We start from the raw sequence: 25,765 nt of genomic DNA, 5'->3' as shown, positions 1-25,765 counted from the left end.
AACGTGAAGGTGAGCGGACGCCGAAGGCGGTCCGCTCCACAGGCAGGTTATGCCTCCGGCCGCGATTACTGTTGGCCATCACAAGAAACTCCCCAATATTGCTTCTGCTCGTCTGCCTGCTCGACCGGCAGGGCTGCCCATTCGGCGCAGAGAAAGAAGTGGCCCGAAATCTTCCGGGTCTTTGGGTGCTCGTATGTCCAGTCCAATATCTGCTCTGGCCGGACCGCCACACGCTGGCCCAAACGAACACCTTCCGCGACGCGCGGAACCGAAGAGACAAGGCCCGAGTACCCGTCAGCATCCTCCCGAAAGTCATTGAGCCAGAAGGGCTCCCTACGAGCTCCAGTACCAAGCTCCACGTAGACGCGAAACCTTGATGCCCAATCCGGCTTGTCGTGGACTGCGGCCAGGAACTTAGGCAGGGCTCGTTGTGCAGACGCGCTGGGATTTGCCGAAGCTGCATCGGATGCGACGCTAAGGCTGGCAAATACGGCAGCGGCTAGTGAGACAGCGACGAACTTCATTGCAGAGGCATAACGTTTGAAATCACCGGCCTGCGCGGCTTTTCGCGCAGGTCCGGTGGAATGATGGGTTGGGCGGCAATCGATCATCGGTTCTGCTCCCAGTTATCTGCGGAGTTTGAGAGAACTTCGCAGTCGCAAAACCCACCGTGCTCGCGTAACCAAGCAAGAATTTCCGCCTCCGGTTGCTTGTGTTCTGCAATCCATGACTGAGTGAATCGCAATGTGTGGTCGCAGCCCGAGTTCTCAACTTGAGCATCCACAGCCTTGAACAGCGACTCCAGCAGCGCATCGGAGATTGGAAACGCGTCCTGCGCAAGCTTCCGCTGTTGCAGCTTCCAGGCCTTCTTTCGATCTCGGTCACTTGCGTCCATCAGCTTTCGCTCCTTGCCGCCCAACGTGCAAGCTCAGCGGGCGGCGGAGCCGTCCGCTGGAGCGTAGGGTTGAAGCGCATCAGCACGGCATGCTCCAAAGACAGTCGCGAACACGGTCCGCTTGCCCGTCGGCAATCAATCTGGCTGGCACTTGGTCGCCCAGTGCCGGAACGACGCGCTGAAGCCAGGCGAGGCTTTCACTCCGAAGATGGAAGAACAACACCCTAGCAATGTCCTCGCTGCCGCCGCAACTGATCACTAGCTCTTCCTTAAACGAGCATCCCGAAAAGTCGCGGCCGCAGATCTCCGCGAACGTGTACCAACGGATGTCCATGCGCTTCAACGTGTGAGCTCAGCGGGCGGCGAAGCCGTCCGCTGCAGTGAAAGGTTAGATGGCGGCTTCGCGACCATAGCCAACCCACCGACCGCCGCTGGAATTTACTCGGACAGCTTTGAAGCGAGGACTCCAGCACCATTGGACGATGCGCTCGACCGTAGCTGCATTTGGCTCATCGGGCGCGAGGCTCACAAGCTTTGGGCGCAGCGCAAGCATGTTGCCAACTGGAACGGCGTGCTGCTCGGCAGGAAACTCGCTGCCTACGACCAGCAAAGGCCCCAGATACCGATGAGTGCCATCGGAGTACTGCCCCGTAAGCACGCGGATAGCGACATCAAATCCAGTACCCGGCAGCGAAATGCGGAGCACGTCTACCCCCGCAGAATCACCAAAACGCTCCAATGGCTTGAACTCATTCGTGTTGGTCACGAACGACCACTCGAACGTTCTTCCCGCAATGATGGCTGTAGCCATACGCCGTCTAACGTTGGAATTCAGCCGACCAGCCAGCGAAGCTGGCGCAGGTCGGCTGCAATGAAAGGTTAAGCCGCATCACCAACACCTTGCGAATAGTCATTGGACAGCTCTACATGCTGGCCGACGCTGAGCTTGGGTAGGTCATTTGCCGTGACAAGCGTGAAGGCGAATACCGTCAAGTCAGGACTGCCGTCGGGCTTCAACGTTCGCGGCTGAGACAGATGCTGCCTGATCGGAACACCTCCAAGGCAGCTCGACGGTGAAAGCTGGATATTCCCCGCCTCAATCTGTCTTGCAAAGAGAAACGCCGGGCGCGCCTTCTGCGCGATGTACTCGATCCTGAAGAGCATTTGCGGCTTAACGTTTGAAATCACCGGCCTGCGCGGCTTTTCGCGCAGGTCCGGTGGAATGATGGGTTGGGCGGCAATCGATCATCGGTTCTGCTCCCAGTTATCTGCGGAGTTTGAGAGAACTTCGCAGTCGCAAAACCCACCGTGCTCGCGTAACCAAGCAAGAATTTCCGCCTCCGGTTGCTTGTGTTCTGCAATCCATGACTGAGTGAATCGCAATGTGTGGTCGCAGCCCGAGTTCTCAACTTGAGCATCCACAGCCTTGAACAGCGACTCCAGCAGCGCATCGGAGATTGGAAACGCGTCCTGCGCAAGCTTCCGCTGTTGCAGCTTCCAGGCCTTCTTTCGATCTCGGTCACTTGCGTCCATCAGCTTTCGCTCCTTGCCGCCCAACGTTCAAGCTCAGCGGGCGGCGAAGCCGTCCGCTGCAGCGAAGGGTTAAACAGCAATTTCGCCTCCCGCACGCCCCAAAGCCACTTCGAGGATTTCCTCAGCCGACAGGTCTTTGGAAACCGGTCTTCCAAAGTACTCGTCGGGCCAAAAGATCAAATCGCAGAGGCGTGCATCACCTGTGTTGACGCGCAGGCATTCCACCCAGTACTCGATTTGGAACTCTGAGCCCTTGGCAAGACAGACCAACTGAAGCATTTCAAGCATCTCGGCCTCTGTTGCATCAGTGGGAAGTGCATGCCAATCAACCAAAGACTTCTGGGCGAAGGTTTCTGGCCCGATAGACCCGAAGGCACCCATGACCTGCTGCAGCGAAATGATTCGCCCGGCCAATAAACCCAATTCGCGAAGTTCCGCGGTGTAGGTCGCACCTGCCTCGTGGAGGGCATAGATATCTCGGGCAAGCTTCTGCGCGGCCGGCAGGCTTGGATTTGCAGCGACGGGATCGAAGAGGTGCGGTCGCATCTTGCTGTTTAACGTGATATGGGGAGACAGGCGCTGCGCCCTAACGTCGGCGTGTGCTGCATAACTTCGGGCGCTGTTCTGATCCCAAGTCTTTGATACAAAACGGATCCTTCGCGATTGACTGTATGTTCATACAGTACTAAATTTGCCTGCAAATCCGGCAGCTTGTTACATCTGCCTTGGTACTTGCCGACGTGCAGGAGCATTGCATGTTGCCACCAAATTCCAGCGGAATGTCATCGCGTAGCGCCTTGCGTGCTGCCACTGCAACCACGGTCAATCTGCCGCCGCTGAAGGCCGTCCGGCTGCTCGATCAGCTGCGTGAACGCATTCGCTATTTGCACTACAGCCGCCGCACTGAAGAGGCCTATGTCTTCTGGTGCCGTGCCTTTATTCGCTGGCATGGTCTGCGCCACCCGGCCGACATGGGTGGGCCGGAGGTCGAGGCATTCCTGTCCTATCTGGCCGCCGAGCGCGGGCTGGCGCCCTCCACCCACAAGCAGGCGTTGTCGGCCCTGCTCTTTCTCTATGGCAAGGTGCTGTGCGTCAATCTGCCCTGGATGCAGGAGATCGGCCGACCCCGGACCTTGCAGCGACTGCCCGTGGTGCTGTCGATCGAGGAGGTGGGGCAACTGCTGGCGCAGATGCCACCGGGCGAGCACAGCTTGTTGGCACGTTTGCTCTACGGCACAGGCCTGCGCATCAGCGAGGCCTTGCAGCTGCGGGTCAAAGATCTGGACTTTGCGCAGCGCGCCCTCATCGTTCGGGCGGGCAAGGGCGGAAAGGACCGCGTGGTGATGCTGCCGCAGGCTTTGCATACAGAACTGCGTGAGCAACTGAGCCGGGCGCGCTGCATCTGGGCGGCCGATATTGACTCAAACCAGGCGGGTGTGGAACTGCCCCATGCGCTGGAGCGCAAGTACCCACGTGCTGCAAGCGCCTGGACTTGGTTCTGGGTTTTTCCGCAAGACCATCTCTCCACAGACCCGCGCAGCGGCATCATCCGACGTCACCATCTTTACGACCAGACTTTCCAGCGTGCCTTCAAGCGAGCGCTGTCGGCGGCAGGCATTGCCAAGCCCGCCACACCACACACCCTGCGCCACTGCTTCGCCACGCACCTGCTGCAAAGCGGCAGCGACATCCGCACGGTGCAAGAGCTGCTCGGGCATGCCGATGTGGCCACCACCATGATCTACACCCATGTGCTAAAGCTTGGCGGTGCAGCAGTTCGCAGCCCGCTGGATGCGCTGCCGACCCGATCCGCCGGAAACTGACTCGCCGCAGGCTGCCCCATTGCGGGGCAGCTTTCAGCCACTGAGCTGGGTGGGTAACCAGCGGTTGCCACTCAACACTTAGCGCGCGGCAGCAGGCTCCGCGGGGCCGAGGTGTTGCAGCCAGAAGGCCTCGTACTTGCGGTGCCAGTTCAGGGTTTTGACCGCGCCGCCCATGGCGTGGCCGCCTTCAGGGTCGAGGAAGAGTTCCACCAGCCCTTCTTTGCCGGACTCCAGCAGCGCGCGGTAGACGTTGACGGTGTCTTGGTAGAGCACGTTGTCGTCCTGCATGCCGTGCACCAGCATCAGCGGCTTGCGCAGCCCGCGTGCCAGCGGCAGCAGCGAGTACTTGCGCAGCACGGGCTTGCTGCGGTCCACCTTGCCGATGGTGCGCCCGCTGTACCAGCTGTTGTAGTTCTCCCATTCGGTGGGGCCCGCACCGGCAATGCCGGCGGCGAACAGCTCGGGCTTGGTGAACATGGTGAACTGGGTTTGGAAACCGCCAAAGCTCCAGCCGTTGAGGCCCACGCGCGCCGGGTCCACGCCCAGGTTTTTGCTCATATAGGCCAGCAGGTCTTCCAGGTCCTCGGTCTGAGGCTGGCCCGGCTGCTCCCAGTTGGCGTCGGCAAAGCGGCGGCCGTAGTTGGAGTGGCCGCGCGTGTCCACGCTCACCGTCACATAGCCATGGCGCGCGGCCATGTACATGTTGAAGAGGTAGCCACTGGGCTGGAAGCTGTCGGTCTCCACGGTGTGGCGGTCGTGCAGCGGGCCGCCGTAGACGTAGACCACGGCGGGGCGGCGGTCGCTGGCGCGCCAGTTTTGCGGTTTGAAGACGTAGGCGTGCAGCGTGTCGCCATGGCGGTTGGTGAAGGCGATGCGCTCGGGGCGCAGCGCGTCGACCTCGGCCCAGGCGGGGTCGTGGCTTTGCGTGAGGGTCTGCACCTGGGGCGTGTTGGTTTGCGCCTTCAGCAGCTTGAGCTCAGGGCGCGAACCCCAGTGCCCAGCCACCGCGGCAGCCCACTGGCCGTCGCGTGACACTGCCGCGTTGCGGTGGTAGTCCAGCGCCTGGCCCAGCGCCGTCATGGCACCGCTGGCCATGTCCACGCGCCAGAGGTTCATGGCGCCCAGGTCGTCCTTGTTGGCCAGCACAAACATCTGGCGGCTGTCGGGGCTGAAGCCCAGCACTTGGTGGGCCTCGAACTGGCCTTGCAGCAAGGGTTTCACGCTGCGGCTGTTGAGGTCCATGGCGAAAGGCTGGCGCCAGCCGTCTTGGTCCAGCACCACCACGAGGTGGTGGCCATCGGGCGTGAACTGTGGGCGCAGCGCGCTGACCAGCTCATGGTGGATGGGGCCGCGGCGCTCCAGCACCAGCTCGGGCTTGGCCTTTTCGTCGGCGCGACCGAGGTAGACGCGCAGGCGGCTGATTTCGCGCTCCCAGGTGGCGAAGGCGTAATGGCTGCCTTGGCGTGTCCAGGCCAGGGGCGAGACCTCGAACCAGGTGTCGCCGCCGGGGTGGGTGAACACGGGCTGGGGCTGGGCCGCAGCGCCCTGGCCTTGGCTGGGCACGGGGCGGATGTAGAGCGCCAGGGGCTGCAGCATGCGCTTGTCGTCAGAGACTTCGCGGTCCACTTTGCGCGCGGTGGCAAAACGCTCTTCGTAGCCCATGATCTCCACCTGGCGGCCCGGCTTGGGCGCAGGCTTGCCCTCGCCCGCGCTCAGCGGCGCGCGCGCCAGCAAGCTCATCCAGCGCCCGTCTTCGCTCACCGTGGTGGCTTCGATGCGGTATTTGCGGTCCTCGTCCTCGGGGTGTTGCAGCTCGGGGTTGAGGTGGACGATGCCCGGGCGGTCAAAGCGCATGGCCATGAGGCGGGTTTCATCCTGGAACCAGAAGCCCTCGTCGCGCGGCATATAGCTCACCACCGTCAGGCGGCGGCCCAGCTGCACCAGACCTTGGGCGGCGCTGTCGCCCGCGCGCCAGCGCAGCAGCTGGCCACGGTATTGGAAGATCAGCTCATCGGCGCGCTGGCCCCACACAAACTGGGCCACGCCGGGGTAGAGGTCCTCGGGCTTGAGCTTCTCGCGGCGCTGCTTTTTCTTCAGCTCATCGCGCAGCTCCCACAGCTCCAACTCCTTCTTCTTGGCTTCGGCTTTGGCTTCAGCCTTGGCGTCAGCGGGGGCGGAGGCTGCGGTGTCGGCCAGGGCGGCCTTGTCGGCGGCTTTGCGGGCTTCGTCGCGCTGGCGCTTGGCTTCGAGCTCGCTGCGCAGGGCCTCGAGCTCGGCGTGCTCCCATTGCGAGAGGTCTGCGGCCTCGCCACGCAGGTAGGCGGCTTGGGCCTCCTCGCGTGCCTGGCGCTGCGCCCACTCGTTGTTGCGCTGCTGGAGCTTGCGCTCAAAGCGCGCCATGGCCTCGGGGGTGTCAAAGGCCGCCATCAGCGCGGGCGAACTCAGGCGCAGCTGCTTGCCGCTTTGCAAGTCGCGCACATACAAGTCCTGCCCGGGCTCGCCCGCGGGGTTCCACAAAAACGCCATGTAGCGGCCGCTGCGGCTGAAGGCCACTGACTTGGCGGCCTCGCCCCGGTAGGGCTGGGCGCGGTAGAGGCGCTCCAGGGTGAGGGCTTGCTGCGCGCTGGGCACAGCGGGGCTGCTGGGGTTGGCCGCCTGCAGACCCACGGGCAGGGCCAAAGCGCCAGCCAGCGCCAACAGGGGCAGCCAGCCCCGGCGGGGTTGAGAAAGGGTTTGGAAATTGCTCAAGTCGAGTCTCCCAGGCCTGCTACGGGCCGCTCGCGAAAGGGCGGATTCTAGGCAGCAAGGCACGGCGCAAAAGCCAGTTTGCTGCTAACCTCGCCCACCCGCATTCCCGCATGTGAGCGCGCGCTCGCGGCGGCAGTCCCCATGAAGACCCACCAGATCGAAATCCAGAAGTTCAAAGCCGCCACCAACTCCAGCCACGGCACGGTCAGTTTCAAAGTGGACTGCCTGCTGAGCCCACGCGCCGTACCCGACGGCCTGGAGCCCGCCAGCGTGCTGACCATGAGCGAGGCCAATGCCCGCGTGCTCATGGCCTTGCTGAAAAAGCAGCTGGCCGACTTCGACGGCCGCAAAGCGCGCAGCCAGCGCTGATCAGCGCCCCCGCGCCAACACCGGCGCCAGGGCCACGCCGGTGTGCGTGGCCGCGGCCACCAGCTGCTCGGGCGTGCCCTGGGCCGCCAGGTGCCCGCCGCCGCTGCCGCCTTCGGGGCCGAGGTCGATGATCCAGTCGGCCTCGGCAATCACGTCGAGGTCGTGCTCGATCACCACCACGCTGTGCCCGGCCGCCACCAGGCGGTGCAGCACGCCGATGAGTTTGGCCACATCGGCCATGTGCAGGCCCACGGTGGGTTCGTCCAGCACGTAGAGCGTGTGCGGGGCTTTCTGGCCGCGGCGCGTGACGTCGTCGCGCACCTTGACCAGCTCGCTCACCAGCTTGATGCGCTGGGCTTCGCCGCCGCTGAGCGTGGGGCTGGGCTGGCCCAGGGTGAGGTAGCCCAGGCCCACGTCCTGCAGCAGCTTGAGCGGGTGGGCGATGGAGGGCATGGCGGCGAAGAATTCCACCGCCTCGTCCACTTCCATCTTCAGCACATCGCCCACGCTCTTGCCGCGCCAGCTCACTTCCAGGGTTTGGGGGTTGAAGCGCTGGCCGTGGCATTGATCGCACAGCAGCTTCACATCGGGCAAAAAGCTCATGGCAATGGTGCGCATGCCCTGGCCCTCGCAGGCCGGGCAGCGGCCCTCGCCGGTGTTGAAGCTGAAGCGCCCAGCGGCATAGCCACGGGCTTTGGCCTCCAGGGTTTCGGCAAAGAGCTTGCGGATGGCGTCCCAAAAGCCCACATAGGTGGCCGGGCAGCTGCGTGGGGTTTTGCCGATGGGGGTTTGGTCCACTTCCAGCACGCGGTCCACCTGCTGGTGGCCTTCAATGCCCGCGCAGCCCAGCCATGGCGCCGGGTCCTGGCGCAGCGGCACGGCCACGGCCATATTGGCCAGCAGCACGTCGCGCGCCAGCGTGCTCTTGCCTGAGCCCGACACCCCCGTCACCGCCACCAGGCGCTGCAGCGGCACGGCCACGTCCAGGCCCTGCAGATTGTGCAGACGCGCCTGGCGCACGTAGAGCTGCGGGCCCTCGGGCGTGATGGCGCGGCGCGCCTGCAGCGGGTGGCACAGCGGCTGGGCCAGCCAGCGCCCGGTGACGGACTCGGGCTGCGCGGCCAAGTCGGCCGCACTGCCTTGCGCCACCACGCGCCCGCCGCGTTTGCCCGCGCCGGGGCCGATGTCGATGATGTGGTCGGCGCGGCGTATGGTGTCTTCGTCGTGCTCCACCACCACCAGGGTGTTGCCCTTGGCGCTGAGTTGGGCCAGCGCCCCGAGCAGGATTTGGTTGTCGCGCGGGTGCAGGCCGATGGTGGGCTCGTCCAGCACATAGCAGACGCCCTGCAGCTGGCTGCCGAGCTGTGCGGCCAGGCGGATGCGCTGCGCCTCGCCGCCCGAGAGCGTGGGCGCGGCGCGGTCCAGCGTCAGATAGCCCAGGCCCACGTCTTCCAAAAAGCGCAGACGGCTGCGGATTTCGGTGAGCACATCGCGCGCGATCTCGGCGTCGCGGCCCTGCAGCGCCAGGCCCTCGGCCCAGAGCCGCGCCTGTGCCACGCTCCAGGACGCCACGCTGGCAATGGCCTCGCCCTCAAAGCGCACGGCGCGCGCCACGGGGTTCAGGCGGCTGCCCTGGCAGTCGGGGCAGGCGTGCTCGGCCAGGTCGTCGATCTCGGGTTCTTCGGCGGGGAAGCTTTGCTCGCGCCCGCGTGCGTCGGCCTGCACGCTGTCGTCGAGCTGCTTGCGCTGCTCGCGGCTGAGTGCCAGGCCCGTGCCCACGCAGCTGCTGCACCAGCCGTGCGAGCTGTTGTAGCTGAACAGGCGCGGGTCCAGCTCGGGGTAGCTGGTGCCGCAGCTGGGGCAGGCGCGCTTGGTGGAGAACACGCGCAGCTGCCCAATGCCCGCCGTGGGTGCGCCCGTGCGCAGCGCAGCGTGCAAGCCCTCCAGCGGCGCGAGCACCTGCACCACGCCCTTGCCGTGCTCCAGGGCCTTGTCCAGCAGGCTGCGCAGCTCGGCCTCGTTGTCGGCGCTCACCACCAGGTCGCCCACGGGCAGCTCGATGTGGTGTTCCTTGAAGCGGTCCAGCCGCGGCCAGGGCGCCACGGGCAGGAATTCGCCGTCCACGCGCAAATGCGTGAAGCCCTTGCCTTTGGCCCATTTGGCCAGGTCGGTGTAGAGGCCTTTGCGCGCCACCACCAGCGGCGCCAGCAGCCCGATGTGATGGCCGCGGTAGTCGCGCAGCAGCTGCGCGGCAATGGCTTCCTGGCTTTGCGGCTGCACGGGCGTGCCGTCGTTGGGGCAATGCTGCAGGCCCAGCTTCACATAGAGCAGGCGCAGAAAGTGCCAGACCTCGGTGGCCGTGGCCACGGTGCTCTTGCGCCCGCCGCGCGAGAGCCGCTGCTCAATAGCCACGGTAGGCGGAATGCCCCATACCGCGTCCACCTCGGGGCGCCCGGCGGGCTGCACGATGGAGCGCGCGTAGGCGTTGAGCGATTCAAGGTAGCGGCGCTGGCCCTCGTTGAAGAGGATGTCAAAGGCCAGCGTGCTCTTGCCCGAGCCCGACACGCCGGTGACGACGCTGAACTTGCCGCGCGGAATGCTCACGTCCACGGACTTGAGGTTGTGTTCGCGGGCGTTGACGATGCGGATCTCCTGCTCGGCCGCCACCGCGCGGCGCGCGCGCAGCAGGCTTTGCAGCGGGCGCCCTTCGGCCACGGCCATGGGCGTGCGGTCCATGTGCTGGGCGTACTCGCGCAGCGCGCGTGCGGTGTGGGAGTGCGGGTGCTCGCGCACCTCCTCCGGCGTGCCGCAAACCACCAGCTCGCCGCCGTCTTCGCCGCCCTCGGGGCCCAGGTCTATGACCCAGTCGGCGGCGCGGATCACGTCCAGGTTGTGCTCGATGAGCACCAGCGAGTGCCCGGCAGCCAGCAGTTTGCGCAGCGCGCGCATGAGCTTGGCAATGTCGTCAAAGTGCAGCCCGGTGGTGGGCTCGTCAAACAGAAACAGCGTGCCCTTGGTGGCCAGGCCCTGGCGCGCCGTGGGGCGCTTGGCGCTGGCGGCCTCGGCCAAAAAGCCCGCGAGCTTGAGGCGCTGCGCCTCGCCGCCCGAGAGCGTGGGCACGGGCTGGCCCAGGGTGAGGTAGTCCAGGCCCACGTCGGAGAGCGGCTGCAGGCGCGCCAGCACCTCGCGGTCCTGCGCGAAAGCGGCCAGCGCCTCGGCCACGGTGAGGTCCAGCACATCGGCCACGCTGAGGCTGCGCCCGCCGCGCTCGATGTGCACTTCCAGCACCTCGGCACGGAAGCGCCGCCCGTCGCAATCGGGGCAGCGCAGGTAGACGTCGGAGAGGAACTGCATCTCCACATGCTCAAAACCCGAGCCGCCGCAGGTCGGGCAGCGGCCGTCGCCCGCGTTGAAGCTGAACATGCCCGCGCCGTAGCTGCGCTCCTGCGCCAGCGGGGCGTCGGCAAAGCGCTTGCGGATGTCATCAAAGGCGCCGACATAGCTCACGGGGTTGGAGCGCGCGGTCTTGCCAATGGGCGACTGGTCCACAAACACCGCGTCCACCAGCACGTCAGCACCGAGCAGGCGGTCGTGCTCGCCCGGGGTTTCGGTGGCCTGCCCAAACCAGCGCGCCAGCGCGGGGTAGAGCACGTCTTGAATGAGCGTGCTTTTGCCCGAGCCCGACACGCCCGTCACCGCCACCAGGCGCTGCAGCGGGATGTCGACGCTGAGGTTTTTCAGGTTGTGCGCACGCGCGCCTTCGAGGATGAGGCGCGGCGTGTGCGCCTCCACCGGGCGCTTCAAGCACATGCCCACGTGCTTGCGCCCGCCCAGATAAGCGCCGGTGAGCGTGTCGGCGGCGCGGATTTGCTCGGGCGTGCCGTCAAACACAATCTGCCCGCCCAGCCGCCCGGGGCCGGGGCCCATGTCGATGAGGCGGTCGGCGGCCAGCATCACGGCGGGGTCGTGCTCCACCACCACCAGGGTGTTGCCCGCGTCGCGCAGGCGCTGCATGGCCTGCACGATGCGGTTCATGTCACGCGGGTGCAGGCCGATGGAGGGCTCGTCCAGCACAAACAGCGTGTTCACCAGCGAGGTGCCCAGGGCCGTGGTGAGGTTGATGCGCTGCACCTCGCCGCCCGAGAGCGTGCGGCTTTGCCGGTCCAGCGTCAGATAGCCCAGCCCCACCTCGCAGAGGTAGCGCAGCCGCGTGCGGATTTCGGTCTGCAGCAGCTGCAGGGCTTCGTCCATGAGCGCGTCGGGCAGGCGAAGCGTGTCCATGAACTGGCGCAGGCGCTGCAGCGGCAGTTGCATGAGGTCGTGCAGCGACAGGCCCGGCAGCGCCTGCAGCTGCTCGCGCGACCAGCCCACGCTGGGCGGCAAAAAGCGCTGCGCCAGCGGCAGCAGGGTCGCGCAGTCGCCATCACCCAGGCGCCACAGCAGGGCCTGGGGCTGCAGCCGCGCGCCGCGGCAGGACGGGCACTCGGTGTAGCTGCGGTACTTGGACAGCAGCACCCGGATGTGCATCTTGTAGGCCTTGCTCTCCAAATACTCGAAGAAGCGGCGCACGCCATACCACTGCTGGTTCCACTTGCCCTTCCAGTCCGGCGCGCCCTCCACCACCCAGTCGCGCTGCGCGGGGCTGAGCTGGTTCCAGGCGGTGTCGCGCGGGATGCCGGCCTCACCGGCGTACTTGATCAAGTCGTCCTGGCACTCCTTCCAGGCCGGGGTTTGCAGGGGCTTGATGGCGCCGTTGCGCAGGGTTTTTTTCTCGTCCGGAATCACCAGACCCAGGTCCACGCCGATGACGCGGCCAAAGCCGCGGCAGGTCTCGCAAGCCCCCATGGCGGAGTTGAAGGAGAACAGCGCGGGCTGGGGTTCGAGGTAACGCTCGTCGCTCTCGGGGCAGTGCAGGCCGCTGGAGTAGCGCCAGAGCTGCTCGGGCGCGTCGGGCTCAGCACCCAGCACATGCACGCTCATGCGCCCGCCGCCGCGCTTGAGGCACAGCTCGATGGCCTCCATCACGCGCGCTTGCTCGGCGCCTTGCAGGCGCAGCCGGTCGGCCACCACCTCCAGAATCTTGCGCTCGCCCTGCACGCGCTCGCTGTGCACGCGCGTGAAGCCCGAGGCCGACAGCCACTGCTGCACCTCCTCAGCGCTGACGCTGGCGGGCAGCTCCACCGGGAAGCTCAGCACCAGGCGCGGGTTGTCCTGGCGCGTGCGCTCCAGCAGTTCGGCGTAAATGGTCTGGGGCGTGTCGTGGCGCACCGGCAGCGCGGTCTGGCGGTCAAACAGCCGCGCACCGCGCGCCATGAGCAGCTTGAGGTGGTCGTTGAGCTCCGTCATGGTGCCCACCGTGGAGCGGCTGGTGCGCACCGGGTTGGTCTGGTCGATGGCGATGGCCGGGGGCACGCCCTCGACTTTGTCCACCGCCGGGCGGTCCATGCGGTCCAGGAACTGGCGCGCGTAGGCCGAGAAGGTCTCAACATAGCGGCGTTGGCCCTCGGCATAGAGGGTGTCGAACACCAGGCTGGATTTGCCCGAGCCACTGGGGCCCGTCACCACCGTCAACTCGCCTGTACGAACGTCCAGATCCAGGTTTTTGAGGTTGTGCTGGCGTGCGCCACGAATACGGATATCGGCGTCGGACATGCGGAGGAACCCTGGGAGAGCGTGGGGGAAGCATTCTGGCAGAGGACTCTCATCATCTTGTCTGATGAGTTGTTGCCGCCATTCACGACCCCTCACTTCTGGTGACGCCTCGCCCCCGACTGCAGGGGTTATCGTTGGGCCGCTTTCCGCCACAAGCCCTCACAATTCCTGCACCCCAGCGCCGTTACCGCGGCCCAGCCGTTCTGCCTCCATCCATGTCAAGCCTGACCCCGCACCCCTCGAACCCCGCCCAAGCCACAGCCGCGCCGCTGGTGCTGGTGGTGGAGGACAACGCCATCAACCAAGTGGTGGCCATGGAGTTCCTGCGCATGATGGGGGTGAGGGTGGAATTGGCCGACAACGGCGTGGAGGCCCTGGAGTGCTGCTACCGCCAGGCGCCGGATTTGGTGCTGATGGACATCCAGATGCCCGAGATGGACGGGCTGGAGTGCACACGGCGGCTGCGTGAAGAGCAAACGCATGGGCGGCTCAAGCACTTCCCCATTCTGGCGCTGACGGCCCATGCCCTGGAGAGCGATGTGGCCGAGAGCCTGCGCGCGGGCATGAACGAGCACCTGACCAAGCCGCTGGACTACCTCACGCTGCGCGAGCGGCTTGCCCGCTGGCTGCCACTGCCCGTGGCCATGAGCAGCTGACGCGCCGGGAGGCGCGCGGCTCAAACGTTCAAACCAAAGGTGCTACAGGGGTTGCGGGGCCCTGCACCACTTGCATGGGGCGGTCTGCGGTGGTGATGACCACCGTCTGCCCCGGCAGGATGCGCACCTGACGCCGACCCGACCGGTCCACGCTGCCGTATTGCTCGTTGAGCACGAAAAACGCAAAGCTCAACGCACGGCGCGTGGAGGCGTCCCACAGTGCAGCGCTGCTGGGCGCCGCAGTGCTGCGACGCTCCAAGGTGCTGGCTTGCATCACGGGAGCCTCGTTCTGAGTCTCCAGGCGCACCACCGCGCAGCCATTGCGCAAGCCCACGTCGGCTGCGGCACTCTGACCATAGACGCCTTGGCTGGCAGACACGGCGGCGGTGATGATGCAGGGCTGCTGCGGGTTGAAGCCCACGGGCACTTGCACCAAGACGGCGGCCATGTGCTGGGGGTCTGCACCGCCCAGCAAGGTCAGATATTCGTTGCCGGGCTGACCCTTCAGGTGTTTAACTTCACCCAGCCAATGGGGTTTGGCATTGAGCGCCTGCGGTGCGTTGACAGCACCCCCGCACCCCCACAACTGCGCCAGCATCAGCGCCATGAAGGCGCCGACACAGAGCTTGACCCAGCCTGCAACCATGATTTCCCCTGACCTTGTTTTTCAAATTCGTATGCAGCTTCTGTGTGCGTTTTTACCGGCTTGGCCGGACAAGCACATCCCCAGAGTCCCCCGCAGTCAGGGGTTTATTTCATCAAGTCCACTGACTTAAGTGACAAGGGTTTGCAGTGCAACAATGCCCGCCATCCCGGCCCTCAGCCCCCTTCGCCCACCATGGACAGCGCCAACGACAATCTCTTTCTTGCCCTGCGTCAAGGCTTCCCAGAAGACCTGCAGGCCTGCGCCATCGAGGTGGCCGATGCCGCTGCGCCGCTGCGCTACAGCTGGCTGGATTTGGAGCGCGCCAGCGCCATGCTGGCCAACTGGCTGGAACAGCTGCAGCTGGAGCCCGCCAGCCGCGTTTTGGTGCAGGTGGACAAGAGCGTGGAGGCCCTGACGCTGTACCTGGCCGTGCTGCGCGCAGGCCATGTCTATGTGCCGCTCAACAGTGCTTACCAAGACGCCGAGCTGGCCTATTTCATCGAGGACGCCAAGCCCGCTGTGGTGGTGTGTGCGGGGCGAAATTTCGGCTGGATCAGCAAGCTGGCTTTCACGCGCGGCGTGCCCTGGGTCTTCACGCTCAACGAGGACCGCAGCGGCACATTGCTGGACCGCGCCCAGCACATGAGCGACCAACACCAGGTGGCGCACAAGCGCGGCAGCGAGCTGGCCGCCATCCTCTACACCAGCGGCACCACGGGGCGCAGCAAAGGCGCCATGCTCAGCCACGCCAACTTGCTCAGCAACGCGCAGGTGCTCAAAGACTTGTGGGCCTGGCGGGGCGAGGACGTGCTCATCCACGCCCTGCCCATCTTCCACGTGCACGGGCTCTTTGTGGCCTCGCACGGCGCGCTGCTGGCCGGCGCGCGCATGCTGTGGGTGAACCGTTTTGACGCCGCCACGGTGCTGGCCCTGTTGCCGCGCGCCACCGTGTTCATGGGCGTACCCACGCTCTATGTGCGCCTGCTGGCCGAGCGCGGCCTCACGCCTCAGCACTGTGCGGCTATGCGGCTGTTCATCAGCGGCTCAGCACCCCTGCTGCTGGAGACCTTCCGCAGCTGGCAAGAACGCACCGGCCACACGATTCTGGAACGCTACGGCATGAGCGAGACGCTGATGCTGAGCTCCAACCCCTACGACCCGCAGCAGCGCATGGGCGGCACCGTGGGCCCGGCCCTGCCCGGCGTGGGCCTGCGCGTGGTGGACGACGCCGGCCAGCCCTGCGCGGCCGAGCACATCGGGCACATCCAAGTGCGCGGCCCCAACGTCTTCAGCGGCTACTGGTGCATGCCCGAGAAAACGGCGGCCGAGTTCAGCGCCGATGGCTGGTTCAAAACAGGTGATGTCGGGCAGCTGGACGCACAGGGCTATCTGCGCATCGTCGGGCGCAGCAAAGACCTCATCATCAGCGGCGGCTACAACGTCTACCCGGCTGAGGTGGAGGGCTTTATCAACGAACTGCCCGGCGTGGCCGAGTCCGCCGTGATCGGCGCCCCCCACCCCGACTTCGGCGAAGCCGTGGTGGCCGTGGTGGTGGCACAGGCCGGCGCCACGCCGGATGCCGCGCAGATGCTGGCCACGCTCAAGCAGCGCATTGCGGGCTTCAAAGTGCCCAAACAGCTGCTGCTGGTGCCAGAGCTGCCGCGCAACGCCATGGGCAAGGTGCAGAAAAACCTGCTGCGCCAGCAATACCAGGACCTGTTCGCATGAGTACCACCCCGGCACCCCAGGCCCTGGACCGCTGCCCGCGCTGCGGCCAGGCTTTTCACTGCGGCGTGCAAGACAGCCACTGCGACTGCCAGACCCTCACGCTCACACCCGCACTGCGCGCCGAGCTGGCCCAACGCTGGCCGGGCGCCTGCCTGTGCCTGCGCTGCCTGCGCGAACTCAGCACGGGCCAAGTCCCACCTGCGTAGGCACCGATAGGCTCTGACGCCGATCACGACGACGGCCAGCTCAGCGACGAGGAGGCGCGGCGCAGGATCATCGAGCGGGCGCGGGCGGCGGGTCGGCGGGTGGGGACTTAACATTTAAGACCTGACCCCAAATTCCCAAGATCTTGGGTGTCCTTGAGATTTACTGCCAAGAGCGACCTGCGCCTAATACCCTCGGCGCATCTCAGTGAGGCTTCCGTCCTGAGGATTGAGCACGCCGGCGACCTCGACCCACCGCCCCTGGTCGTCTGAGTAACCGACTGTCACCTCAAGAGCCCCCCCCGCCTCCCGAACAGCTCCAAACTGCGCGTTGGCACCAAGCCCAGGTGCTCGATGTTTGCGCAGCAGGTCTCCTGCCGGAGAGTAGATGAACAGGTTCTCAGACCCACACTCTTCGAAGTCTCCGACGATTGCCATCTGACCATGGGCAATCAACGGGCACACAGCGATTGGCGGCTTCTGAAACATTACTCGCGTCGATGCGCCGCTCCATGACCAGGAGACAACAGGCTTACGGTCCCAAACGGACCAATCAATCACGGGTGCGTCAGACATTTGTGGATGAAAAGCAAATTCGGGGTCAAGTCTTAAATATTTACCCTCTACACCCCGAGGCCAGTCGGTAAGCATACTTGCCGTCATGTCTCGTCCTCTGCGTATCGAGTTCCCGGGTGCGCTGTACCACGTGACCGCGCGTGGTACAGGCGGGAAGACATCTTTGTCGATGATGCGGGGAATCGAGGTCAGGCCTCAAAGATATACCCCCACCAGCTATTCCTCCCGCTCCTTGCGCTCAGCCTTGGCTATCAACTGACAAGATTTGAGACTTGACCTCAAATTCCGATGAGGTGCGGCAAAGGATCATCGAGCGGGCTGCGGATCGGCGGGGCAAGGACTAAATATTTGAGACCTGACTCCGAATTCCGGCGCCCAGCCGAGAGGAGGGGCTGCGACGGGCACATGACGAGGGAGGCCTGACCATGACCGCCATGGCAGCCGAACTGGGCTTGACCGTGGCGCGCGTGAGCCAGCTGGTCAGCCGGGCTGAGCGTGCGAGAAATGGGGACGGGCGTGATAGGCAAGACTCAATAATTAAGATTTGACCCCGTTGTCCCCTGTCAGCAGCCCTCTTCAAACTTTCGCTTCACGTGGGAAAGCCACTCCTCCCAGGAAAGATTGCGCGAATGTGGCTCGAAGAAACACCCCAGCTCGATAGTGATGACGGTCCGCAGCGCGTCTTGGGCTAAGCCCTTGCGCAGCAGCAAGTCGAGTTCAGCAGCAGCACTCTTCAACCGCGCAGGTGACTCACCGGCGACGATGGTCTGCAGGGCAGCATCATCCGTTTGGAACTCAGCAGCCCAGTCTTGGTGGAAATAGCTTCCAAGAATGTCGGACAGCTCAGGGTAATGATTGGTGGTCATGGCAATGTAGGAAAGCCGGTAAGAGTTCTGTATCCCGTTGGCATGCGCGGGTCGCGCACAAGAATGACTCGCACGGAACTCGCATCCACCGCGCCACCGGCACCTCGCGTCACTGAAATCCCTGCAGGCCCAGTGAGCGCGTGGTCAAGGCGCAAGCGCGGGGCGGTTCCGCTGAGCCAATCTGAAACCTTGATTTGGTTTGCGTCAAGTGTCTGCGACACGGCACTCTCGGCCGCAGGGCGGTCGTAGAACGAGGATGAGCCCGTGATGTTTGGCTCAGCGGCTAGGCGGTTCCGCAAGTCGAGCTCAGTCTTGCCTACGTGCTTCTCCAACAGGTGGCCGCCAGCGTTCTCATGAACTTGAAGACCACCTCCGGGCACCAACCGGCTGAACGGTGCTGCCGCCTCATCAGCGGCATTGCCAACAGTACCGCCCCATCGCCCAGCCTGCCCCGCCCTCAATAGGCTGACGCCCTCACTCACCAGCGCCCGGGCCCCTGGCCCGGCTATCGTCGCGACGAAAATTCGGGGTCAAGTCTTAAATATTTACCCCCACCAGCTATTCCTCCCGCTCCTTGCGCTCAGCCTTGGCGATCAACTGACTGACTTTGGCCAGCGTCAGGCCGACTTCCTTGGCAATCATCGTCATGCTCAGGCCACTCTCTGTGTACGCGCGCTTAAACGCTTCTTCTCGCGTTTCGCACTGAGCCAGCCATTCGGCAAGGCTGTGGCTTGACAAGCGTTGAACTTTGGGGGCAGTGCCAGGATTTGTTCGCATGAGCATCACCCCCGGACCGCTGCCTGCGCGAGCTCAGCGCCCGCGTTGCTGGCGTGCCCTAAGCCCTGCTGCTGCTGCGCGGTAGCACTGCCTCAGTGAGGAAACAAAAAGGTCAGCGCCAGACGAAATCCGTGGTCTGGTCGTTCATCAGGCGACTGCAGGTAGTGCTTGTAACCGACCCCAACACTGAGCATCTGACCACCGATACGCGTCACCTTGCTGACCACCCCCACCATCGGAAATGTCACCTTCTTGCCCGCTTGCCCTTCCCAGTTGTAGGTGTACTCCGGCGCCAAAGTTGCCGACCATCCTTGACCCAGACGGTAGCTGGCAAAGGGGTTCAAAAACGTCGCGTTGATCTTCGTCCGTCCCTCACCACCGCTGACACGAAGCAGATGATTGGCCAAGCTGCCATAGGACCAATTGCCGGACTCCACCAACATCACAACGCTGGGACCCACGGCCCATTGGTCTGCTCCGAGTCGCTTTTGGGTGGCGCTTGGCGCCACCAAAACCGGGCCTACACCCCAAATCAAGCCGCTCGCCTTGGCTGGGGAAAGAAATGCTGTCAGCACCAAATCACCCACGCCGCTTGCCGCTCCTTGCCCCGCCACCCATTCGGGCTGACGAAGCACTGGCACGATGACCCGGGTGATGAGGTTCCACTCCGGGTCGAGCGACACGGGAATGACCGGCTGCACATTCAGGGTGAACTGGGTGCTCCGGCCATCAAGCCCCGCGCCACGGTCCCAGTTGAACTGCAAAGGCACGCTGGTCATGGCAGCCACAGGATTGGCTGAGGCTTTGGCCAATTCATCGGCGGTGGGTGCGCTCTGTGCCGTACTGCAGGCCAGAGCCCAAGTGCAAATCGCTACAACAACACGCATGTTCATCGCGGCTCCTCAGTCAAAGCGGCGATCGTAAAGAGGTCGCCACTCCAGCACCAGGACTATTGAGCCCTGTGTTCAGGCTGCCCCACTATCGCCCCCTCAACCGCATTGCCCCACAAAGCCGCAGGCGGTGCAGAACTCGCAGCCGTCTTTGTGAATGAGCGTGGCGTTACCGCATTCGCTGCAGGTTTTTCCGCCTTGCAGGGCCAGCCCGGCGGGCTTGGGCACGCTGGCGCGCGGGGCTTGCAGCAGGCCCATGTCCACCAGGGGGTAGCCCTGCTCGTCCAGCACGCCCAGCATGGCGTAGCGGTGGATGATGAGGCGCGCCACATAGGCCACGGTGCTGGGCCAGACCTGCTGGCGGCGTTCGCCGCTGAGGTTGGGCACGGAGGCCATGAAGTGGCCCAGCGGTTCGCCCACGTTCAGCAGCTTGCGCAGCTTCATGCCGATCCAGGCCGGGTCCAGCACGCGCATGTCCAGCGACAAGAGCCGCGCCAGCCCGTCCAGCGCCTTGGGGTAGTTGCCCGACAGGCCCATGGCGCAGGGGCGCGTGACATGGCCCTCGCCCGTGGGCGCGGGCAGGCTCACTTCCTTGAGCGTGAGCGTGAACTGCTCGCCGCTGGCGGGGTTGTCCACGTCCACCGCCCAGGCCAGCGTGCCTTGCACGCCGGTGCGGGGTTCCTCGAGGGCAAAGAGCGCGTCCATCACCGGCGTGGGCCCGCCTTCTTGCAGCGCGCCGAGCTGCTCGCAGCGCCAGCGAATCACTGCCGCCGTGGCGGCCACCACGCCGGGGAAGAGGCGCGTCTCGCCGCTGGGCGGCATGGGCATTTCAAAGCTGCGTTCCTCGGCCACGGTGGCCAGGGCGTCGAGCTTGAGCTTGAGCCAGGCGGCGTCGTGGCAGCGCATGTCCAGCGACAGCGTCTTGGCCAGCGCCGCCAGGCCGCGCGGTTGCTCAGCGCCGTTGACCCAGACCTCAAAAGGCAGGTTGCGCTCGAACAGGCCAGCCTCGGGCCCGTTGGCGGGCAGCTCGCCCACGAAGAGCGCGAAGTCCCCATGCGGGTAGCGAATCATGGTGGACCAGGCCGGGTTGCCGCTGGGCAGCTCAGGCCGGCTGGGCCAGCGCAGCGAGGCCAGCACGGGCTTGGGCAGGCGCTCCAGGCGCAGCCGCTCGTTGCCTCCGGCGGCGGGCTTGAGCGGCTCTGGCTGCACCTCGGGCGTGACCGACAGCACCGAGCCCAGCACCGCATTGGGCCGGTAAGTGGCCAGGCCCTTGAGCCCGCTCTTCCAGGCCGCGAAGTACAGGTCCTGGAAGTCCTCGTAGGGGTAGTCGGCCGGGACGTTGACGGTCTTGGAAATCGAGGTGTCGATATAGGGCGCCACCGCGGCCACCATGGCTTCGTGGTCGGCGGCTTGCAGCTCCAGCGCAGTCACAAAGGCCGCAGGCAGCGGCACCTCGGTGCCAAACATATGGCGGAACAGGCGCCAGGCGTGGTCCTCCACCGCATAGTCTTTGGTGCTGCCATCGGCCATGCGCTTTTTGCGCGTGTAGCTCCACGAGAACGCGGGCTCGATGCCGTTGCTGGCGTTGTCGGCAAAGGCCAGGCTGATGGTGCCCGTGGGGGCGATGGACAGCAGGTGCGAGTTGCGCAGGCCCTGGCGGCGGATTTTGTCTTTGAGCCAATTGGGCAGGCGCGAGGCAAAGTTGCCCCCGGCCAGATACAGGTCGGCGTTGAAGAGCGGGAAAGCGCCGCGCTCCAGCGCCAGGTCAGCGCTGGCCTCGTAAGCCGCGTCGCGCATGACCTCGCTGATGCGCTGCGCGGCCTCGCGTGCGGCATCGCTGTCGTAGCGCAGGCCCAGCATCACCAGCGTGTCACCCAGGCCGGTAAAGCCCAGGCCCACGCGGCGCTTGTTGGCGGCTTCCTGCGCCTGCGCGGGCAGCGGCCACAAGGTGGCATCGAGCACGTTGTCCAGCATGCGCACCGCGGTCTTGCAGACCTCGGCAAACCCGGCTTCGTCAAAGCGGGCCTGCGGCAAGAAGGGGTCGATCACGTATTGCGTGAGGTTGACCGAACCCAGGCAGCAGCAGCCATAAGAAGGCAGGGGCTGCTCGGCGCAGGGGTTGGTGGCGGCAATGCGCTCGCAGTAGTAGAGGTTGTTGTCGACGTTGATGCGGTCCAGGAACAGCACGCCGGGTTCGGCATGGTCGTAGGTGGAGCGCATGATCAAGTCCCAGAGCTGGCGCGCCCGCACGCGGCGGTACACCCACAGCCCATCGCCGCGCTGCACCGCACCGGCGGCGCGCAGCTTGTCGCAGGGCGCAGCCTTGTGCACCAGCTCCACCTCGGCGTCGTCCTGCACGGCTTGCATGAAGTCGTCGGTCACGCCCACGGAGATGTTGAAGTTGCGCAGATCGCCCTTGTCCTTGGCGTGGATGAATTCCTCGATGTCCGGGTGGTCGCAGCGCAGCACGCCCATCTGCGCGCCGCGGCGGCTGCCGGCGGACTCCACCGTCTCGCAGCTGCGGTCGAACACACGCATATAGCTCACCGGCCCCGAGGCCTTGGACTGCGTGGACGCCACCCAAGCGCCCTTGGGCCGTATGCGCGAAAAGTCGTAGCCCACACCGCCGCCGCGGCGCATGGTCTCGGCCGCCTCGGTCAGCGCGGTGTAGATGCCGGGGAAGCCTTCTTCGCTGTCGGCAATGGCATCACCCACGGGCTGCACAAAGCAGTTGATCAAGGTCGCGGACAGCCCCGTGCCCGCCGCCGAGGCAATGCGCCCGGCCGGTACAAAGCCGCGGCGCTGGGCCTCCAAAAAGCGCTGCACCCAGGCGTCGCGCTGCTCCTGGGATTCCACCTCCGCCAGGGCCTGCGCCACGCGCTGGCGCACCTGGTCGACATGCTGCTCTTTGCCCTTGGCGTATTTCTCTTGCAGCACCTCGGTGCTGATGTCCTGAGGCGGCAGGGTTTCGGGGGGCTGGCGCAGCGCCGGCAGGGGGGATGTCTCAGAGACTCCAGGGAAGGTCGAACTCATGGCAATGCTTCTCCAAACAGCCAGGACCCGCCAGTGCATCAAGAGGCGCGGCGGTCGGGTCGCTCAGGCCATGTTAGCGCCGCATCATCCGGCCCCAAGAACCTGGATTGCCCGCATCGGGATGGGGCCCATTGCATTGATCCGGCGCAAACGGCAGCGCCCACACCGGCCGCTCCATCAGCACTTGGCGCAACACCCCAGCCGCGGTGAACGCCCACTTTTTGGGGGCTGGCACATCACACCAAAGTGGGGCAAGGTCACGTCAATCGAAAAAATCATTGCCAGACACAACCATGTCACGCCCTTTCTCGAACCCGCTGCCCGGCACGGTGTGCCTCAGTACATGCTGTCGTCTCACTGCCGATGGGAGTCACTCATGAGCCAGGAACGCCGTCAATTCACCCGCGTCGCCTTTGAAGCTCCCGCCACCCTGGTCACGCTGCAACAGCGCCATTCGGCGCGCGTGCTGGATCTCTCGCTCAAGGGTGCTTTGCTCGCGCTGTCACAAGAATTGGTGCCCCGCGCCGGGCAGTTCGCGCTGGTGGAAGTGCAGCTGGGCGACGTGCGCTTGTCCATGGCCGCTGAAGTGGCCTTTGTGCGCGATCAGCACGTAGGACTGCACTGCCGCGCCATCGACCTGGAGAGCATCACCCACCTGCGCCGCCTCATCGAGGTGAATCTGGGCGACCCCAAATTGCTCGAACGCGAGCTGGCGACCCTGGTCGGGCACTGATTCCGTGCAACATGCCCGGCGCTAGCGCAGGGCTTTGCAGGCGGCTCTTCTACGGGTTGCCCCGAGGTTTGGGACAATAGCCGGTTGCCTGGTCTTCGGGCGCCCAAAGCCCGCCGCCGCTGTGACTGCCACCCTGCCCCCCTCGACCTCCCCCACCGCCGCCGCCGCCAAACCCGCGCGCAGCGCTGCGCCCAAGGCCCTCACCGCTTACCGCCCGTTCTGGGCCAAGCGCTTTGGCCCAGCGCCCTTCTTGCCCATGAGCCGCGAGGAGATGCAGCAACTGGGCTGGGACAGCTGCGACATCATCATCGTCAGCGGCGACGCCTATGTGGACCACCCCAGCTTTGGCATGGCCGTGATTGGCCGCACGCTGGAGGCGCAGGGCTTTCGCGTGGGCATCATTGCCCAGCCCGACTGGCAGTCGGCTGAGCCTTTCCGCGCACTGGGCCGCCCCAACCTGTTCTTTGGCGTGGCCGCCGGGAATATGGACTCCATGATCAACCACTACACGGCGGACCGAAAAATCCGCAGTGACGACGCCTACACCCCGGGCGGCGAAGCCGGCAAGCGCCCCGACCGCGCCACCCTGGTCTACACCCAGCGCTGCCGCGAAGCCTACAAAGACGTGCCCGTCATCATTGGCGGCATCGAGGCCTCGCTGCGGCGCATTGCGCACTACGACTACTGGCAGGACAAGGTGCGCCGCTCCATCTTGGTGGACTCCAAGGCCGACCTGCTGCTCTACGGCAACGCCGAGCGCGCCATCATCGAAATCGCCCACCGCCTGGCGCAGAAAAAACCCATCGAATCCATCACCGATGTGCGCGGCACGGCCTTTATGCGCCGCCCCGACGACGCGCAGCTGCACGGCTGGTTTGAGATCGACTCCACCGAGGTGGACACGCCCGGCCACATCGACGCCCTCATCAACCCCTACGCCAGCACCGAAGAAACCGCCAGCGCCCAAGGCAGCGATTGCAGCGCCTCGGCCGCGGCCGGTGCGGCCCAAGCCGCTGGCGTGGAGCAGGCTGCGGCACAGCCGCAAGAACAACCCATTCGCATCGTGCGCCGCACCCTGGCGCGCACCGACGAGCGCGGCCACATCACCGCGCCGCCGCGCGAGCGCAGCGTCATCCGGCTGCCCGCCTACGAGCAGGTCAAGCGCGACCCCGTGCTCTACGCCCACGCCAGCCGCGTGCTGCACCTGGAGACCAACCCCGGCAATGCGCGCGCCCTGGTGCAGCGCCACAGCTCGGGCGGCGTGGACCGCGATGTGTGGATCAACCCACCGCCGCTGCCGCTGTCCACGACCGAGATGGACCATGTGTTTGACCTGCCCTACGCGCGCTCGCCCCACCCGCGCTACGCCGACGAGCAGGGCCGCCACGACGGCGCCACCAAAATCCCGGCCTGGGAGATGATTCGCTTCAGCGTCAACATCATGCGCGGCTGTTTTGGTGGCTGCACTTTTTGCTCCATCACCGAGCACGAAGGGCGCATCATCCAAAGCCGCAGCGAGGCCTCGGTGCTGCGCGAGATCGAAGACATCCGCGACAAGGTGCAGGGCTTCACCGGCGTGGTCTCGGACCTGGGCGGGCCCACGGCCAATATGTGGCACATCGGCTGCAAGAGCAAAGAGATCGAGGCCAACTGCCGCAAGCCCAGCTGCGTCTACCCCGGCATCTGCCCCAATCTGCGCACCGACCACGGCCCGCTCATCCAGCTCTACCGCAAGGCGCGCGCGCTGCGCGGGGTCAAGAAAATCCTCATCGGCTCGGGCCTGCGCTACGACCTGGCGGTGGAATCCCCCGAGTACATCCAGGAGCTGGTGACGCACCACGTCGGCGGCTACCTCAAAATCGCGCCCGAGCACACCGAAGGCGGGCCGCTGTCGAAGATGATGAAGCCCGGCATCGGCACCTACGACCGCTTCAAGCAGCTGTTTGAAGCCGCCAGCGAGGCCGCGGGCAAGAAGCAATACCTCATCCCCTACTTCATCGCGGCGCACCCGGGCACCTCGGACGAGGACATGATGAACCTGGCCATCTGGCTCAAGCGCAATGGCTTTCGCGCTGACCAGGTGCAGACCTTCTACCCCAGCCCCATGGCCACGGCCACGGCCATGTACCACTCGGGCAAGAACCCGCTCAAGAAAGTGGGCCGCGAGAGCGAGGCAGTGGACGTGGTCAAGGGCGAGCGCCGCCGCCGCCTGCACAAGGCCTTTTTGCGCTACCACGACCCCAACAACTGGCCGCTGCTGCGTGAGGCGCTCAAGGACATGGGCCGTGCCGACCTCATCGGCAATGGCAAAAACCACCTCATCCCCAGCTACCAGCCGCAAACCGACGGCGCCTACCGCAGCGCGCGGCGCAGCAACTCCACCTCCGCCGTGGCCGCCAGCAGCCCCGCCGCCGCCAAGCCCGCCCAGGGCGTGGTGAAGCCGGGCGGCAAACCCGTTGCGGCCAAGCCGGGACTCAAACCCGGCGCGGGTGCACGCGGCAGCAGTTCAGGCGCACCCGCCCGCCCGGCGCGGCCCGGCCCGGGCCAGCTGCTCACCCAGCACACAGGCCTGCCGCCGCGCCCCGGCGTGGGCAGCGGGCGCAAGCCCAAGCGTTAAGCGCGAAGGCAAGCGGACAA

General features: G+C 65.5%; 21 protein-coding genes. 7 read left to right on the top strand and 14 right to left on the bottom strand.

Annotated elements, in window-relative coordinates; all coding sequences use genetic code 11:
* Positions 1-65: 65 nt before the first annotated feature.
* The 7 genes from ACG0Z6_RS01010 to ACG0Z6_RS00980 form a co-directional block, all read right to left on the bottom strand.
* Positions 66-611, bottom strand: a complete 546-nt coding sequence (locus ACG0Z6_RS01010) for a DUF2314 domain-containing protein (protein WP_394457963.1) — start codon at positions 609-611, stop codon at positions 66-68.
* Positions 608-895: a DUF2695 domain-containing protein gene (locus tag ACG0Z6_RS01005; protein ID WP_394457956.1), complete on the bottom strand. Its 288-nt coding sequence runs from the start codon at positions 893-895 to the stop codon at positions 608-610. The genes ACG0Z6_RS01010 and ACG0Z6_RS01005 overlap by 4 nt, the downstream gene beginning before the upstream one ends.
* 79 nt (positions 896-974) lie before the next feature.
* Complete coding sequence (locus tag ACG0Z6_RS01000; RefSeq protein WP_394457961.1) at positions 975-1,238, bottom strand: hypothetical protein; 264 nt, start codon at positions 1,236-1,238, stop codon at positions 975-977.
* Positions 1,239-1,283: 45 nt separating this feature from the next.
* Positions 1,284-1,706 (bottom strand): hypothetical protein, encoded by a 423-nt coding sequence (locus ACG0Z6_RS00995; RefSeq protein WP_394457959.1) that lies wholly within the window; start codon positions 1,704-1,706, stop codon positions 1,284-1,286.
* A gap of 68 nt (positions 1,707-1,774) precedes the next feature.
* Complete coding sequence (locus ACG0Z6_RS00990; protein ID WP_394457957.1) at positions 1,775-2,083, bottom strand: hypothetical protein; 309 nt, start codon at positions 2,081-2,083, stop codon at positions 1,775-1,777.
* A 57-nt stretch (positions 2,084-2,140) separates the two neighbouring features.
* The gene (locus ACG0Z6_RS00985; RefSeq protein WP_394457956.1) at positions 2,141-2,428 is read right to left on the bottom strand and encodes a DUF2695 domain-containing protein; all 288 of its coding nucleotides are present in this window, start codon (positions 2,426-2,428) and stop codon (positions 2,141-2,143) included.
* Between the two features lie 69 nt (positions 2,429-2,497).
* A complete protein-coding gene (locus tag ACG0Z6_RS00980; RefSeq protein ID WP_394457954.1) occupies positions 2,498-2,974 on the bottom strand; it encodes a hypothetical protein in 477 nt (158 codons plus the stop codon).
* Positions 2,975-3,207: 233 nt separating this feature from the next.
* Between ACG0Z6_RS00980 and ACG0Z6_RS00975 the strand changes: the two genes are divergently transcribed.
* Complete coding sequence (locus ACG0Z6_RS00975; protein WP_394457952.1) at positions 3,208-4,251, top strand: integron integrase; 1,044 nt, start codon at positions 3,208-3,210, stop codon at positions 4,249-4,251.
* Between the two features lie 78 nt (positions 4,252-4,329).
* Here the strand turns inward: ACG0Z6_RS00975 and ACG0Z6_RS00970 are convergent, their stop codons facing one another.
* Positions 4,330-6,999 (bottom strand): S9 family peptidase, encoded by a 2,670-nt coding sequence (locus ACG0Z6_RS00970; protein WP_394457950.1) that lies wholly within the window; start codon positions 6,997-6,999, stop codon positions 4,330-4,332.
* Positions 7,000-7,140: 141 nt separating this feature from the next.
* On the opposite strand from ACG0Z6_RS00970, the gene ACG0Z6_RS00965 reads away from it, so the two are divergent.
* Complete coding sequence (locus ACG0Z6_RS00965; protein ID WP_394457948.1) at positions 7,141-7,368, top strand: hypothetical protein; 228 nt, start codon at positions 7,141-7,143, stop codon at positions 7,366-7,368.
* Here the strand turns inward: ACG0Z6_RS00965 and uvrA are convergent, their stop codons facing one another.
* Positions 7,369-13,020, bottom strand: a complete 5,652-nt coding sequence (gene uvrA / locus ACG0Z6_RS00960) for an excinuclease ABC subunit UvrA (RefSeq protein WP_394457946.1) — start codon at positions 13,018-13,020, stop codon at positions 7,369-7,371.
* A gap of 215 nt (positions 13,021-13,235) precedes the next feature.
* On the opposite strand from uvrA, the gene ACG0Z6_RS00955 reads away from it, so the two are divergent.
* A complete protein-coding gene (locus tag ACG0Z6_RS00955; protein WP_394457944.1) occupies positions 13,236-13,676 on the top strand; it encodes a response regulator in 441 nt (146 codons plus the stop codon).
* Between the two features lie 28 nt (positions 13,677-13,704).
* Here ACG0Z6_RS00955 and ACG0Z6_RS00950 read toward each other — a convergent pair whose 3' ends face one another.
* Positions 13,705-14,322 (bottom strand): 3-hydroxybutyrate oligomer hydrolase family protein, encoded by a 618-nt coding sequence (locus ACG0Z6_RS00950; RefSeq protein ID WP_394457942.1) that lies wholly within the window; start codon positions 14,320-14,322, stop codon positions 13,705-13,707.
* 192 nt (positions 14,323-14,514) lie between these two features.
* Between ACG0Z6_RS00950 and ACG0Z6_RS00945 the strand changes: the two genes are divergently transcribed.
* Positions 14,515-16,050 carry a malonate--CoA ligase gene (locus tag ACG0Z6_RS00945; RefSeq protein WP_394457940.1) on the top strand — a complete coding sequence of 512 codons (1,536 nt, stop codon included), beginning with the start codon at positions 14,515-14,517 and terminating at the stop codon, positions 16,048-16,050.
* Entirely contained in the window at positions 16,047-16,256 is a 210-nt protein-coding gene (locus ACG0Z6_RS00940; protein ID WP_394457938.1) for a cysteine-rich CWC family protein, read from the top strand. The genes ACG0Z6_RS00945 and ACG0Z6_RS00940 overlap by 4 nt, the downstream gene beginning before the upstream one ends.
* A 1,136-nt stretch (positions 16,257-17,392) precedes the next feature.
* On the opposite strand, the gene ACG0Z6_RS00935 is transcribed toward ACG0Z6_RS00940, so the two are convergent.
* The 4 genes from ACG0Z6_RS00935 to ACG0Z6_RS00920 form a co-directional block, all read right to left on the bottom strand.
* Positions 17,393-17,695, bottom strand: a complete 303-nt coding sequence (locus ACG0Z6_RS00935; RefSeq protein ID WP_394457936.1) for a contact-dependent growth inhibition system immunity protein — start codon at positions 17,693-17,695, stop codon at positions 17,393-17,395.
* Positions 17,692-18,075, bottom strand: coding sequence for an RNase A-like domain-containing protein (locus ACG0Z6_RS00930; protein ID WP_394458792.1), 384 nt, complete (start codon positions 18,073-18,075; stop codon positions 17,692-17,694). Before ACG0Z6_RS00930 ends, ACG0Z6_RS00935 begins: the two co-directional genes overlap by 4 nt.
* Positions 18,076-18,564: 489 nt before the next feature.
* The gene (locus tag ACG0Z6_RS00925) at positions 18,565-19,284 is read right to left on the bottom strand and encodes a transporter (RefSeq protein ID WP_394457933.1); all 720 of its coding nucleotides are present in this window, start codon (positions 19,282-19,284) and stop codon (positions 18,565-18,567) included.
* Positions 19,285-19,461: 177 nt separating this feature from the next.
* Entirely contained in the window at positions 19,462-22,395 is a 2,934-nt protein-coding gene (locus tag ACG0Z6_RS00920) for an adenosylcobalamin-dependent ribonucleoside-diphosphate reductase (protein WP_394457931.1), read from the bottom strand.
* A gap of 376 nt (positions 22,396-22,771) precedes the next feature.
* Here ACG0Z6_RS00920 and ACG0Z6_RS00915 point away from each other — a divergent pair, with 376 nt between their 5' ends.
* Together ACG0Z6_RS00915 and ACG0Z6_RS00910 are read left to right on the top strand one after the other, a co-directional pair.
* On the top strand, positions 22,772-23,128 hold the full coding sequence (locus ACG0Z6_RS00915; protein ID WP_394457928.1) for a PilZ domain-containing protein: 357 nt from the start codon (positions 22,772-22,774) through the stop codon (positions 23,126-23,128).
* 133 nt (positions 23,129-23,261) lie between these two features.
* Positions 23,262-25,745, top strand: a complete 2,484-nt coding sequence (locus ACG0Z6_RS00910; RefSeq protein ID WP_394458791.1) for a YgiQ family radical SAM protein — start codon at positions 23,262-23,264, stop codon at positions 25,743-25,745.
* Positions 25,746-25,765 lie beyond the last annotated feature (20 nt).

Source organism: Roseateles rivi (assembly GCF_043555845.1).
GTDB classification, from domain to species: Bacteria; Pseudomonadota; Gammaproteobacteria; order Burkholderiales; family Burkholderiaceae_C; genus Roseateles; species Roseateles rivi.
Note: the sequence above shows the minus strand (reverse complement) of the source record. Positions and strands in the feature narration are given on the sequence as shown.